Source organism: Micromonospora sp. MGP-C2, assembly GCF_057766525.1.
This window is the reverse complement of sequence record NZ_JBYMEN010000002.1, coordinates 2,521,788-2,535,607: the sequence shown is the minus strand read 5'-3', so window position 1 is coordinate 2,535,607 and position 13,820 is coordinate 2,521,788. Positions and strand designations below refer to the sequence as shown.

Genomic DNA, 13,820 nt, shown 5'->3' with positions numbered 1-13,820 from the left:
GCGTCAGTCGACGGGCGGCGCCGTGCACTCCTCGATCAGGGCCCAGGCGTTGAAGAACTTCGGCTGAGGGCCGAACAGGTCGTCCAGGCCTCTTGTCGGAGGCGCATGGCGGTCGTCGCCGGGCAGCCAGATCGAGTCGCACTCCGGGCACAGCAGGAACACGCGCCCGTCCTCACGAACCCGGTACCAGGTCTGCCAGTCCTGCCCGCACGCTGTGCAGGCGACCCGTGGGGAGTCGTTCACACACACCCTCCTCGGAACCGCGCCATCGACCCAGTATCGGCCCACGCCCGAGCCGCCGGCCACGCAGGCGGCCGCCGATCAGTCGAGGGTCCAACCTCCGGATTGGGCAACGCGGGCCGCAGCGATAGGGCCGGCCCTCCGCTTGGGAGGACCGGCCCCTACAGCCCGACCACGAAGCGACGGCCGGTGCGAGATTTCTAAACAGGCATGGTGGGCTCCAGCGCGGCAGCCTCGGCGAGCAAGGCGTCGATCACCTCGCTGCCGGCCGGCGGACGGGGCGCGCCAGCCCGCTCCAGCAACACCAGGGAAACCAGGAGGACCCCGCGTAGCAGCTGCGAGAGGGTGGGGTGGCGGCCCTCGTTGTAGAACTGGAGAAGGCGGTCCACGAAGGTCGCGAACGTCGTTGGATCGAGATCGCAGCTGCCGTTGCGGAGCGGCGTCAGACCTGACGCCGTCCCCACGACCTCCGCCACCGACTGGGCTTGGCCGAGGTATACCTGGCCGACCCGGAGCGCGGGATCCCACACCGGTGTCTCGGCGGTCTGGAACGGATAGCTCATGAGGCGAACTCAATCTTCACTCGGACGCCAGCCTCTTCGGCCAAACTAGTCAACCTCTCCGTGATGACAGTGCGTGTCTTCGCGTCGATCTTTTTGTTGGTGAAACGGAAGCCGATGACTGCGTCGCGGTAGTCAGCGGGGAGGATCGTTCGCGCCTTCAGGTACTTGGCGAACTTCCCGTCAATCTCCTTGGCGAGCCATTCATCGTCCCCCCACCACGGGATTCCGCCCTTCAGCTCCCACAGCTCGCCGTTTTCGATGCTGTCGATGTCGGTGACGATCCGCTTTGTGACAGGGTCCATGACGTCGTACTCGATCTCACCGTCCAGGCAGCCACCCACATTGTGTACCAGCAGCGCGGTCGAGCCGGCGGCCACGTAGTAGGTGTGGGTTTCGGCAACGGTCAGGTTGTGCATCACCCGCGGCCCGTCGAAGGTCCGGACACCGGCCACCTGGACCGCCTCGCCGTCCGGATTGCGCAGGGTGCTGCCTACCGTCAGGTCCGCGGCGTCGACCCAGCGTCGGACAGCGGCGTCCCAGAATGGGTGATGCGGCGTGGTGTGAACGGTTACCGCCGCCCCGTCGGCCGGTGCAACCGTCACGTCGGTGAGGGCCGGATCGGTGCTCCGAATGAGGCGGATCACGGGCTTGGCGGCAGATACACCCGTCGTGGGGTCCGTGGCCAGGACCCGATCGCCGACCCGTACGTCCGCGATGGGTTTGCTACTGCCGTCGGCGAGCAGAACCGGTGTGTCGGCGGAGAAGCTGTTGGGGGTCAGGCACGAGTTGAGCCGCAGCTCACGCCGCGCCTTGTTCACCCCCTTGAGGTCCGCCTCGGCCTGTTTGGCGGCGCGGCTGAGTTCGTAGAGGTGCTTGGCGGCCTTGAAGCCGGCGCTGACGAGTTTGGCGATGCCGGCGAACGCGAGTGCTTCCAGCGCGAGGGTGCCGAGGTGCAACAGGGTGTCCGCGAGCGACTGGTCCCCGTTGATGTACTTGTAGATGCTGAGGCCGATGTCGCCGATCGTGACCAGGGTGCCGGCGACGATGCCGCAGACCACGCTCAGGACGCAGCCGATGCCGAGAGCGATGGCGACGGGGGCCAGGATCGCGGTGACGCCTTGCAGCACCGCGGTCAGCATGACCAGTGTCTGCCCGCCCCGGAAATCGGGGGCCAGGACGGTGGCGAGGCAGTTCTTGGCGAGTTGGCTGCCGTCGGGGTAGACGCTGCAGTAGGCGGAGTTGGTGTAGGCGCGGTTGGCCAGTTCGGCGGGGTCGGCGATGACGTTGCGCACACACTTCTCGGCGTAGTCACCCCGCTCGCCGGTGAGTAGCTTCTCCCAGCCGCCCAAAGGCCCCTCGGCGGTGAAGCTCACCGTGCATTTCTGGATCTCCAGGCCCTTGGCCGACTCGTACTGCTGGTAGGCGTCCTTGGCGGCGGCGACCGCCTCCTCAGCGCTCTTCCCGGCGGCGACGGCCGAGTTGTACGCGCGCGTGGCCGAGGCGTGGGCCTCGGTGGCGGACTGGACGGCCTGCTCGTGTGACAGGACGGCCCAGGACGCGGAACGGATCGCGCTGCGCGCCGACGCGGACGCCCGGGTCGCTGCCGCCTTGGCGGTCCGGACCGCGGCGGCGGCCTTCTCGGCCGACTGGCTGGCCTGGTTGGCGTACTGCGCGGCCTGCGTCGCGTACCCGGCGGCCTTCTGCGCCGACGCCGCCGCCTGGTTGGCGTACGCCGTGGCGGCGGCGGCGTCCTTACGTGCCTGGGCAGCGACGGACTGCGCCGTCATGGCGTCCTGCACCGCCGTCTGCGCGATCTGGTTGATCCGCTGCACCAGGCCGGCGACCACGGCCAGGTGCGCCGAGCCGTCCTGGTCGCGCTCGGCCGCGGCGTAGCGGCCCTCGTCGAGGAACTGCCGTAGCCCCGCCGGGGGCCCGTCCAACGCGATCTGCGCGGCGGCCTTCACCTCCGGACCACTGTCCGAACTGGCCAGGATCGTGTTGACCTGGATCCGCTGGCCGATGGCGGCCGCCGTGTGCTGGCCGGAGGCGATGAACTCGCGCAGCTTCTGCCCGTCCCCGGAGTCCAGGGCTTCCTGCGCCTTCTGCACCAGGTAGGTGTCGCCAGCCGTCCGTGCCGCGGACGCGATCTGGTTGACCTTCAACCGATCCTGCGCGTACCGACCGGTGTAGTTCTGAGTCTGCAGGAACTGCGACACCTGAGCGTCGCTGCCCTGCAACGCGGCGAGGGCCGCGTCCCGCAACCCGGAGTTGTCCGTGACAGCCAGTTCCCGTACCGCCACCCGGTCGTCCTGCCCAGCCGCCTCGGCGATACCGGTGCGGACGAACTCCATCACCTGCGCGTCGACGCCGGCGAGCGCGGTCATGGCTGCTTCCCGGGTCCACGTGCCGGACGCCTGGCTGAGGTTCAACGCCACCTTGCGGGCCTTCGTCACCGCGACGGCCGGGTCGGTAGCGGGATTGAGGACCTCGGCGATGAGCTGGTTGGTCTCCGCGCTGCGCTGAGTGGCCTGCACCGCGTCCCACTTGGCAGCGGCCTGCGCCTGGTCGTACTGTGCGGCGGCCTGGCGGGCCGTCTCCGTGCCCTCGTCCTGGGTGACCGCAAGCCGCTCGGCGTCCGCCGCGCGCGCCGCGTCGTAGATCTCGATCGCTTGGCCGGCCGTCTCCACCGCGGCCTGGGCCGCGATGGTCGCCGCGGTCGCCGCCGCAGTCGCCCGTGCCGCCGCAGTCGCCGCGTCACCGGCGTGGTTCGCCGCGTCGATCGCGGCGTCGGCGGCCTCCTCCGCGTGCTGCGCGGCCCGGTTCGCCGCGTCCCGCGCGCGGGAGGCCGCCGTGGCCGCCACCCGGAGGTATCTCTCCGCCGTGTCGGCCGCCCGCAGAGCCCGGTCCGCGTCCGCCCGTGCCTGCTTCGCCGCCGCGATCGAATCCTTGGCGTCCGCGCCGGCCGCATTCGCCCACCGGGTCGCGTCGTCGTTGGCGTTCGAGGCCAGCTTTGCGTTGTACGCCGCCGACCGAGCCGCGTCCAGGGAGTCCAGACCGGCCTGAATCGCCTGCCCCGCCAGGTGCGCGGTGGTGGCGAAGTCCCGCGACAGGCGCGCGTTGTCTCGCGCCTCCTGCGCCCGCACCCGGGCCGTGTCCGCCTTCGTCGCATCCGTCGCCGCGCCCGCCGCCGCGTTGTACGCCCGCGTCGCCGCTCTCTCCGCCTGCGATGCCGCCGACGCCGCTCGCTGCGCCGCCGCCGCGGCTGCCCGCGCCGCCCGGTTCGCCGACGCAGCCGCCTGCACTGCCACCTTCGCCGCCGACGCCGCCTTCTGTGCCGCCACCGCGGCCCGCTTCGCCTGCGCCGCAGCCTCGGCCGTGTCGTTGCGGGCCGCCTCCGTCGCCGCAGCCGCCAACTCCGCCGAACGCTTGGCCGCCGCTGCGGCCTCCTTCGCCCGTGCTGCCTCCGATACCGCGCGCTCGGTCTCCTGCTTCGCCAGGTCGCCCTGCGCCTGCGCCTGCGCCTGCAACGCGGTAAGGGTCTCGGTCTCCTGGTCACGAGCCGCCGCCACCGACCACCCGCCGTCCAGGAACGACTCCAACGCCTCCGGCGTCCCCGCGTCCAGCGCCTTCTGCCCGGCTGCCCTCACCTGTGGCCCGCCGGTGGCCATCGCCCGGTTGACCCGCACGCGCTGATCCGTCAACCACCGCGACTGCCAACCCGAGTCCGTGAACTGCCGCCACACCGCCGGGTCTTCCGAATCCAAAGCCTGCTGCGCGGCTGCCTTGACCTGATCCCCGCCAGCCGCCATCAACTGGTTGACCCGTACGCGGGTGTCGGTGTTCGACGGCGGCTGCCAGCCGCTGGTCAGGAAGGTCGAGAGCGCGTCCGCGTCACCGGCATCGGCCGCGTTCAACGCCGCCTGCGCCGCAGCCCGTACCGCCGGCCCGGACTCGGCGATCACCGACACGACCGCGTCCCGCTCGTCGAGCCGCTGCGCCTTCGCCCAGCCGTCGCTCACGAACGCCCGGATGTCGTCGTCCGAGCCGACCAGGGCCAGTTCGGCGGCGGCCCGCACCTTCGTGCCGCCGTTCAGCCATGCCTGCACCACCGGCGTTCGCTCTGCGGCCGCGGGCGGCGGTTCGGCCGCCCGTGCCGGATGCGCCGGAAGAAGGCCGGCCAGCAGGGCCAGCGCCGTGACCTGAGCCACGGCGGCTCGTCGCCACCCCGTTCGGTGGCGCCGCGCAGGTGGCGCGACAGCCGCGGACATTCTCAGAACCATGTCTGCTCCCCGTGAAGACGCGCGCCGCCACCTTATGGAGGGCGGCGCGGCAATGAACATCGAACGGAGGACGGACCCGATGGACCGACGGGATGGCAGATCCCGGCTCCACGCCGGCGCCGCCGCGTCGACGTGTGGTCACGAGTAATTGCCGCCTCCTGGGCCAACATCGTCGTCAGCCGTACGCCGAACACGCTGCGTACGATGTGGACTGACGCCACGCTACAAGTGCGGGTTTGACGGCGCTGTCCCGCCAAATGTGTCCGGCGTCACATCGATGGCTGGCGCTGGGGGCGGCAGTCGGCGGCGGCCGAGGCCGGAGCCCGGTGCTATCCGCCCTCGTGGAAGACGATCGATGCCGTCGGCCTCGGCTGACGTCACCGACTGCACAGCACCGGCAGGCAAAGAAGTGCGCGGATCGCCCGGACCAAGCGGGAAGACGCAGGTGAACGGGCGTCGCGGGTGCCGAAAACGCCGCCGCGCACATTCGACGGCCAGCGCGTTTCCGTACGCGCACTGACCCGCGATCCCGCGCCGCCAGCGGCCACCGCTCTGCCCGACCGGGTGGAGGTGGTGGCGGGCGACTTCGCCAGGCCCCACACGTTGGTTGCGGCGCTGCGCGGCGTGACGCGGATGCACCCTGGTCGCGATGGACGGGTACGGGCCGTGCTGACCACTGGAGGGGAGACCCTGGAGCTGGCCCGACAGGCCGGCGTCCGCCGGGTCACCCACCACGACGGCAGCGGCTGGGTCGCCCCGGACGTCGAGCAGGTGACCGGCAGCCCCGGGCGCACGTTCCGGCAGTGGGCCGCCGAGCACGCGGACGACTTCCGGTGACGGCGCCCGGGGCGAGGGCCGCGGCGGTCAGGCCGCGTGGGCCGGGCGCAGGTCGGCGAGCAGTCGCTCCACCTCGGCGTACGTCTCGGCGCTCAGCGGGCCGAGCGTCAGGGTCGCCAGGTTCTCCTCGGCCTGGGCCACCGTGCGCAGGCCGGGGATCGGCACGGTACGCGGACTGCGCGCCAGCAGCCAGCCCAGCGCGCCCTGTGCGAGGGTCCGCCCGTCGGCGGTGAGCGCCGCGCGGACCTGCTCCACCCGGGCCGCCCAGCGCGGTGTCGGCCGGCCGTCGGTGAACCACTCCAGCCACTCCGGCGCCCGCCCGCGCACGTCGTCCGCCCCGACGGCCCGGGTCGACCCGGTGAGCAGCCCCATCGCCAGCGGCCCACGGTTGAGGCTGGCCAGGTCATGGCTGTCGCAGACCGCCAGCACCGCAGCGTTGTCGCGCAGCACCGACTCGTCGTGCTGGATGGCGGCGCAGTGCGGGCCGGCCGCCGCGAACGCCTCCGCCGAGGCGGGGTCGTCGGTGCTCCACCCGTACGCCCGGATCTTGCCCTGGTCGACCAGGGCCTCCAGGGTGTCGACCAGATCGAGCGCGGCGGGCACCGGCAGATCGTTGAGGTGCAGTTGGTAGAGGTCGACGTGGTCGGTGCCGAGGCGGCGCAGCGAGTCCTCCAGGCTGCGTACCGCGAAGGCCGGGCTGGCGTCGGTGCCGAGCGCCCGCCGGGTGGCCTCCTCACTGACGTTGCCGAACTTGGTGGCGATAACCGCGCTGTCGCGCCGGCCGGCCAAGGCCCGGCCGAGGATCCGCTCGCTGTGCCCGGCGCCGTAGTTGCTGGCCGTGTCGAACAGGGTCACTCCAAGCTCAATTGCCCTGTGGATGGTGCGGATCGACTCGTCGTCGTCGACCTCGCCCCAGCCGAACGGCTGCCCACCGTCACCCCAGAGCGGGCCACCGATCGCCCAGCACCCCATCCCGATCGCGCTCACCTCGATGCCGCTGCGTCCCAGCGTTCGTGTCGTCGTCGTCATGGTCACCAGCCTCCAACCTGGAGTGCGCTCCAGGTCAAGCACTACGATCTCGACATGAGCGGTTACGCCCCCGCGGAGGCTGCCCGCCGCAGCGGCTTCAGCCTCGACACCCTGCGCTACTACGAGAAGATCGGCCTGCTCGCAGACGTGGGCCGGACGACGGGCGGTCAGCGGGTCTTCACCGACGACGACCTCGGCTGGCTGGTGCTGTTCCGCTGCCTGCGCGACACCGGGATGCCGATCGCCCAGATGTGCCGCTACGCGGAGCTGGCCCGCGAAGGCGACCACACCGTCGACGAGCGGCGGGAGCTGCTCAAACAGCACGCTGTTCGGGTCGAGGAGCAGATGCTCCTGCTGAGCCGCCAGTACGAGCACCTGCGGGAGAAGATCCGCTTCTACGAGCGGCTGCCCGGGCTGGCGCCGGAGGCCGAGCGGCCCACCGCCACCCGGCCCGGCCCAGCCGTCAGTCGGTGACCTGCGGAGGCACGGTCAGACCGAGGAGTTCCTCGGCCGTCCCGGGTCGGCCGGTGAGCGCGTTCAGCGCGGAGACCAACCGCTTCTCCTCGTAACGGAAGTGCGACTCCAGCAGGGCGGCCAACCCGTCCAGCTCGCCGCGCACCTGGGCGAGGGGCACCGCCGTGTCGCCGGCGAGCAGCGCCTCGACCCGCTCCAGGATCCCCGCCACCACCTCGTGATCGGTGATCAGGTTCGCGATGACCGGGCGTAGTTCGGGGACCTGCTCGGCCAGCAGCCGGAACGCGCCCGCGTCCTCGCCGGTGTGGTGTCGGCCCAGTGCGGCGCAGAAGGTCAGGCAGTGCGCCCGTAGGTCCCGGGACGGGGCGTCGAGGTTTGCCCGGAGACGGGTCAGTTCCGCCCTGAGCCAGAGGTGGATCTCGATCATTTGATTGCCGACGGCGGCGAGCCGGTCGGCCGGTGAACCGGTCGGGTGCACGTTTGTCCCATGCTGTCCCCGCGCCTCCATGCCCACGGCGGCCTTCGTGCCGGGTACACCGCGACGCTGCGCCGGAGTCTATCCCGACCGATCACGGCGTGGTTGGCTCGTCGGTCTCCCGGACGTCGTGCCAGCGCGCCCGCCAGGCGGCCTCGTGGGCCTCGTGGCTGGTTCGCTCCTGGAAGACGGCGGAGCGCAACGCGTGCCGGGAATCCGACATCACCATCACCTCCACGGCCACCAGCGCCACGCAGATCAATGTCGCGAGGGTGAGCGCGCCCAGCGCCGGCAGGTGCTGACCGACCGGGAGTGCCGCGGTGAGCACCACGATGACGCCGACGCGGGTCCAGCTGACGGTGTGCAGGGTGCGAAGCTGGAACAACAGGTTGACGGCGAAGTAGCAGATCAACCCGCCGAAGAGCATCGGCACGGCTGGTCCCTCGACCTTCTCGGCGATCCCGCCGGCCGGGTCGGTGATCTTGTGCAGAACCTCCTCGTTGCCGATGGAAAAGAGGATCACCCCGGCGATCATCGGCAGGTAGAGGTACGCGTACGCGTCGCGGGCCATGGCCACCCGGGGGGCGCCCTCCGCCGCGTGCAGGGCGATCCGGGCGGCCGGCCCGATGAAGTCGAAGTGGGCCCACCACAGGGCGGCGGTGACCACGATGCCGAGCGCCGCGGCAGCCACCGCCGGCCAGGTCACCGGCTTGCCGAGCAGATTGCCGCCCACCCCGGTGGAGATGATGGACTCGCCCAGCGCGATGATCAGGATGAGGTCGTAGCGCTCCGTCCAGTGCTCGGCGCTGGTCACCCCCCAGCCCCAGGTGCCGACGATGAAGCCGGTGGCGTACTGCACCACCACAACGGTGATCCACAGCCCGTCCCGGACCATGGCGGCCTGGTCGGGGTTGGTGATCTGCGGCGGAATCAGCGCGGCGGCCAGCAGCAGCACGATGCTCACCGCCAGCTCCGGGGCGAAGCGCCGCAGTTGCCGCCGCTCCTGCGGGCTGTCCCGCACCACATGCTGGTAGAGGATCCAGTGGATGCCGCGGACCACGACGTAGCTGGTGGCCACCAGCATCGGGCCGGCGGCGCTCCCCTTCGGGTCGCTGAACGCCTGCGGCAGCGCCAGCGCGAACGCGAACAGGGCGACCATCGCGATCACCATGAGCACCGGGACGTAGCCCTCGCCGAGCCGGACCCGGGTGGCCACCAGGCTGTGCACCACCCAGATCCACCAGAGCACGGCGAGCACCAGAGCGGCGTGCAGCAGCTGCCGGCCGGAGATGTTGGCGGCGGTCGCCCGGGTGATGATGAAGAACGAGAAGACGAAGACCAGGTCGAAGAAGACCTCGAACTTGTCCACCCGGGCACCGGGAGCAATCGGGACGGCCGGTCCCAGTTGTCCACCCCTCCGGTAACCGCCCACGATCCCACTCTGGCAGCGTCCGGCCTGCTCGGAGGCCCGAACAGCGATGGCGACGGTGTCCGGGCGTTACCTCCGGTCCGGCTCGGGAAAACACCGGGACTACCGCCTCCGGCAGTGGGCCGGTCGGTCCGACCCACCCTGGACAAGGATGGACCATGACGACGAACAACCCGATCACCACCTCGTTCGCCCATACCTCCACGGCCATGGACGTGATCCGGGGTGTGGACCTCGTCCGGCGGCGGGCGATCGTCACCGGCGGGTCGTCCGGCATCGGCGTGGAAACCGCCCGCGCCCTGGCCAGCGCCGGCGCGGAGGTCACCCTGGCCGTCCGCAACCCCGACGCCGGCCACAAGGCCGCCGACGACATCACCGGCACCACCGGCAACGACCGCGTCATGGTCGCCCCGCTCGACCTCGCCGACCAGGGTTCGATCGCCGACTTCGTCGCCAACTGGGACGGACCGCTGCACATCCTGGCCAACAACGCCGGCATCATGGCCGCGCCCCTGTCCCGCACCCCGCAGGGCTGGGAGATGCAGTTCGCCACGAACCACCTGGGCCACTTCGCGCTCGCCACCGGGCTGCGTCCGGCACTCGCGTCCGGCGACGGGGCCAGGATCGTCTCGGTCAGCTCCGCCGCCCACCTGCGCTCACCGGTGGTCTTCGAGGACATCCAGTACGACCAGCGGGAGTACGAGCCGTGGCAGGCGTACGGGCAGTCCAAGACGGCCAACGTGCTGTTCGCCGTCGAGGCGTCCCGGCTCTGGGCCGACGACGGCATCACGGCCAACTCGCTGATGCCCGGCGCGATCCGGACCAACCTCCAGCGCTACGTCAGCGAGGAGGAACTGGACCGGCTGCGCGCGGGCAACGCGGCGGCCTGGAAGACCGTCGAACAGGGCGCCGCCACCTCGGTGCTGGTCGCCACGTCGCCACTGCTCGACGGTGTGGGCGGGCGCTACTTCGAGGACTGTCAGGAGGCCGCCCCCGCCCAGCCCGGCGGGCGGACGGGAGTCGCCGCGTACGCGCTGGACCCGGAGGCCGCCGAGCGACTCTGGAAGGTGTCGACCGCGCTGCTCAAGGCCTGAGGACGCACACGAGAGGGCGCCCGGTCGACGACCGGGGCGCCCTCTCGGCGTTGCGGGCAGATCAGGCCAGGCCCAGCTCCGACTCGAAGTTGCCGGCCTCCAGCCGCTCCTTGACCGCGGTCAGGAAGCGAGCGGCGTCGGCGCCGTCGATCAGCCGGTGGTCGTAGGACATGGCCAGGTAGACCATCGACCGGATCGCGACGACCTCGCCCAGCTCCGGGTCGTTGACCACGACCGGCCGCTTGACCACGGCACCCGTGCCGAGCATCGCCGACTGCGGCGACGGCACGATCGGGGTGTCGAAGAGCGCGCCCCGGCTGCCCGTGTTGGTCACCGTGAAGGTCGCCCCGGCCATCTCGTCCGGGGTGATCTTGTTGGCCCGGGTGCGCTCGGCCAGGTCGGCGATCCGCTTGGCGATGCCGCCCATGTTGAGCTCACCGGCGTTGTGGATGACCGGCACGAGCAGCCCGCGCTCGGTGTCCACGGCGATGCCCAGGTGCTCGGCGGCCGGGTAGGTGATCGTGCCGCCTTCCAGGTCCATGCTGGCCTGGACGATCGGGTACGTCTGGAGCGCCTCGATGGCGGCGAGCGCGAAGAACGGCAGGAAGGACAGCTTCACGCCGTGCTTGGCCTGGAACGACTCCTTCGCCCGCGTCCGCAACCTGGCGACCCGGGTGACGTCCACCTCGACCACGGTGGTGAGTTGGGCCGTCTCGTGCAGCGACTGCTGCATCCGCTTGGCGATGGTCGCCCGGATGCGCGGCAGCTTCTCGGTGGTGCCCCGCTTGCTGCTCGGCTGCGGCTTCTCGGCCGGCTTGGCCGGGGCCGCCGACGGTGCGGCGGCCTGCGCGGGTGCGGCAGCGGGGGCGGCCTTGGCGGCCTTCGCCTTCTCGGCGGCCTCCAGCACGTCCTGCTTGCGGATCCGGCCACCCACACCGGTGCCGTTGAGCGAGGACAGGTCGACGCCGTGCTCGCCGGCCAGCTTGCGCACCAGCGGGGTCACGTACCCGGCGGCCTCCTCGCCGCCACCCTGCGCCGGGGCGGACGGACGCGGCGGCGTCGAGGCCGGCGCGGCAGGCTGTGAGGCCTGCTCGGTCTTCGCTGGCTGCGCCGAGCTCTCGGTCTCCGCGGCCGGCTCGTTGTACGACATGCCGGGGGTCGGCTCCTCGACCTTCGGCTCCGGCTTCGGCTCGGCCTTGGGCGCCGGCTTGGCCTCCGCCTTCGGCTCGGGCTTCGGCTCGGGCTTGGCCTCGGCGGGGGCCGCACCGGCAACGCCGATGATCGCCAGGTCGGCGCCGACGTCGGCGGTCTCGTCCTCGGCGACCTTGATCTCCAGCACAGTGCCGGCGACCGGCGACGGGATCTCGGTGTCCACCTTGTCGGTGGAGACCTCCAGCAGCGGCTCGTCGACCTCGATGGTCTCGCCGACCTGCTTCAGCCAGCGGGTGACAGTGCCCTCGGTGACGCTCTCACCCAGGGCCGGCATCTTCACCGCGGTGCCCTCGCCCGAGGAAGCGGCGGCCGGAGCCGGCGCCTGGGTCGGGGCCTCGGTCGGCGCCTCGTCCTGGGCCACCTCGTCGGCGGTGCCCTCGGCGGCGGCCGTCGGCTCGGCGGCCGGCTCGACCTCCTCGGTCGGGGCCTGCTCCTGCGGGGCGGCCTCGCCACCGCCGGTCGACTCGCCCTCACCGGAGATGACAGCCAGCTCGCTGCCCACCTCGGCGGTCTCGTCCTCACCGACCACGATCCGGCTCAGCACGCCGGCAGCGGGCGACGGGATCTCGGTGTCGACCTTGTCGGTGGAGACCTCGAGCAGGGGCTCGTCGACCTCGACCGTGTCGCCCTCCTGCTTGAGCCAGCGAGTGACGGTGCCCTCGGTGACGCTCTCGCCGAGCCGGGGCATGGTGACCGATACCGGCATTTTCTGAGACTCCTTCATTCCCCTGGTGGGATCTTCGCCCGTCGCCGGACGCCGCGGTTGTGGATGATCAGGCGTGCGCGTGCAGCGGCTTGCCGGCGAGGGCCAGGTGCGCCTCGCCCAGGGCCTCGTTCTGGGTCGGGTGGGCGTGCACGAGCTGGGCGACCTCCGCCGGGTAGGCCTCCCAGTTGTAGATGAGCTGCGCCTCACCGATCAGCTCACCCACCCGGGCGCCGACCATGTGCACGCCGACCACCGGGCCGTCCTCGACCCGGACCAGCTTCACGAAGCCGGTGGTCTTGAGGATCTGGCTCTTGCCGTTGCCACCGAGCGGGTAGTTGTACGACTGGATCTTGTCGGCGCCGTACTGCTCCTTGGCCTTGGCCTCGGTGAGGCCCACCGACGCCAGCTCCGGGTCGCAGTAGGTGACGCGCGGGATGCCGACCTCGTCGATCACGGCCGGGGTCTGCCCGGCGATCTCCTCGGCGACGAAGATGCCCTGCTGGAAGCCGCGGTGCGCGAGCTGGAGGCCGGGCACGATGTCGCCGACCGCGTAGACGTTCGGCACGCTGGTGCGCAGCCGCTCGTCGGTCAGCACGTAGCCGCGGTCCATCTTGACGCCCTGCTCCTCGTACCCGAGGTTGGCGGTGTTCGGGCCGCGACCCACGGCGACCAGCAGCAACTCCGCCTCGACGGTCTCGCCGCCGGAGATCGTCAGCTTGACGCCGCTCTCGGTCTTCTCGACCTTCTCGAACGGCTTGCCGACCTTGAAGTTGATCTTCCGCTTGCGGAACGCCCGCTCCAACGCCTTGGACGACTCCTCGTCCTCGGCGGCGACCAGCCGGGGCAGCGCCTCGACGATCGTCACGTCCACACCGAAGGACTTCCACACGCTGGCGAACTCGACGCCGATCACGCCGCCACCGAGCACGATCACCGACGACGGCACCCGGTCCATCGTGAGGGCGTGGTCGCTGGTGATGATCCGCTCGCCGTCGACCTCCAGGCCGGGCAGGCTCTTCGCGTACGAGCCGGAGGCCAGGACGATGTTGCGGCCGGTGTAACGCTTGCCGTCCACCTCGACCACGTTCTTGCCGACCAGCTTGCCGTGGCCCTCGACGATCGTGATGCCCTTGTTGCCCTTCAACATGCCCTGCAGGCCCTTGTACAGGCGGGCGATCACGCCGTCCTTGTACGAGTTGACCCCGGCCATGTCGATGCCGATCAGCTCGGCCTTGACGCCGAACTGCTCCGACTCGCGGGCCTGGTCGGCGATCTCCGCGGCGTGCAGCAGGGCCTTCGTCGGGATGCAGCCGTTGTGCAGGCAGGTGCCGCCGAGTTTGCCCTTCTCGACCAGCGCGACCTTCAGGCCCAGCTGGACGGCGCGCAGCGCGGTCGCGTAGCCGCCGCTGCCACCTCCGAGAATGACAATGTCGAAGGTCGCTTCGTTCGGCTCGCTCACGTCCAACTCCCAGGTCGCGTCG

The 13,820-nt window shown here is 71.2% G+C and carries 11 protein-coding genes; 3 read left to right on the top strand and 8 right to left on the bottom strand.

All coding sequences use genetic code 11. The features are described 5' to 3' along the window. Positions 1–3: 3 nt before the first annotated feature. The 3 genes from AC3CF1_RS11115 to AC3CF1_RS11105 form a co-directional block, all read right to left on the bottom strand. Positions 4–243, bottom strand: a complete 240-nt coding sequence (locus AC3CF1_RS11115) for a hypothetical protein (protein WP_354983553.1) — start codon at positions 241–243, stop codon at positions 4–6. A gap of 197 nt (positions 244–440) precedes the next feature. Next, entirely contained in the window at positions 441–803 is a 363-nt protein-coding gene (locus AC3CF1_RS11110; RefSeq protein WP_354983552.1) for a DUF6086 family protein, read from the bottom strand. After that, the gene (locus AC3CF1_RS11105) at positions 800–5,011 is read right to left on the bottom strand and encodes a polymorphic toxin-type HINT domain-containing protein (protein ID WP_354983551.1); all 4,212 of its coding nucleotides are present in this window, start codon (positions 5,009–5,011) and stop codon (positions 800–802) included. Before AC3CF1_RS11105 ends, AC3CF1_RS11110 begins: the two co-directional genes overlap by 4 nt. Positions 5,012–5,545: 534 nt before the next feature. Between AC3CF1_RS11105 and AC3CF1_RS11100 the strand changes: the two genes are divergently transcribed. Next, the gene (locus tag AC3CF1_RS11100; RefSeq protein ID WP_354983550.1) at positions 5,546–5,920 is read left to right on the top strand and encodes an SDR family oxidoreductase; all 375 of its coding nucleotides are present in this window, start codon (positions 5,546–5,548) and stop codon (positions 5,918–5,920) included. Between the two features lie 27 nt (positions 5,921–5,947). Here the strand turns inward: AC3CF1_RS11100 and AC3CF1_RS11095 are convergent, their stop codons facing one another. Then, the gene (locus AC3CF1_RS11095; RefSeq protein WP_354983549.1) at positions 5,948–6,949 is read right to left on the bottom strand and encodes an aldo/keto reductase; all 1,002 of its coding nucleotides are present in this window, start codon (positions 6,947–6,949) and stop codon (positions 5,948–5,950) included. A 54-nt stretch (positions 6,950–7,003) separates the two neighbouring features. Here AC3CF1_RS11095 and AC3CF1_RS11090 point away from each other — a divergent pair, with 54 nt between their 5' ends. Beyond that, positions 7,004–7,423 (top strand): MerR family transcriptional regulator, encoded by a 420-nt coding sequence (locus tag AC3CF1_RS11090; RefSeq protein ID WP_354983548.1) that lies wholly within the window; start codon positions 7,004–7,006, stop codon positions 7,421–7,423. Here the strand turns inward: AC3CF1_RS11090 and AC3CF1_RS11085 are convergent. Both AC3CF1_RS11085 and AC3CF1_RS11080 read right to left on the bottom strand, forming a co-directional pair. Next, positions 7,413–7,850, bottom strand: coding sequence for a hemerythrin domain-containing protein (locus AC3CF1_RS11085; RefSeq protein ID WP_247668331.1), 438 nt, complete (start codon positions 7,848–7,850; stop codon positions 7,413–7,415). The genes AC3CF1_RS11090 and AC3CF1_RS11085 overlap by 11 nt on opposite strands. 142 nt (positions 7,851–7,992) lie before the next feature. Then, positions 7,993–9,330, bottom strand: coding sequence for a low temperature requirement protein A (locus AC3CF1_RS11080; protein WP_354983547.1), 1,338 nt, complete (start codon positions 9,328–9,330; stop codon positions 7,993–7,995). A 155-nt stretch (positions 9,331–9,485) separates the two neighbouring features. Here AC3CF1_RS11080 and AC3CF1_RS11075 point away from each other — a divergent pair, with 155 nt between their 5' ends. Beyond that, on the top strand, positions 9,486–10,421 hold the full coding sequence (locus AC3CF1_RS11075; RefSeq protein WP_488450378.1) for an SDR family NAD(P)-dependent oxidoreductase: 936 nt from the start codon (positions 9,486–9,488) through the stop codon (positions 10,419–10,421). Between the two features lie 61 nt (positions 10,422–10,482). Here AC3CF1_RS11075 and sucB read toward each other — a convergent pair whose 3' ends face one another. Both sucB and lpdA read right to left on the bottom strand, forming a co-directional pair. Further along, positions 10,483–12,339 (bottom strand): 2-oxoglutarate dehydrogenase, E2 component, dihydrolipoamide succinyltransferase, encoded by a 1,857-nt coding sequence (gene sucB / locus AC3CF1_RS11070; RefSeq protein ID WP_488450376.1) that lies wholly within the window; start codon positions 12,337–12,339, stop codon positions 10,483–10,485. Between the two features lie 67 nt (positions 12,340–12,406). After that, on the bottom strand, positions 12,407–13,798 hold the full coding sequence (lpdA, locus tag AC3CF1_RS11065; protein ID WP_210794981.1) for a dihydrolipoyl dehydrogenase: 1,392 nt from the start codon (positions 13,796–13,798) through the stop codon (positions 12,407–12,409). Positions 13,799–13,820 lie beyond the last annotated feature (22 nt).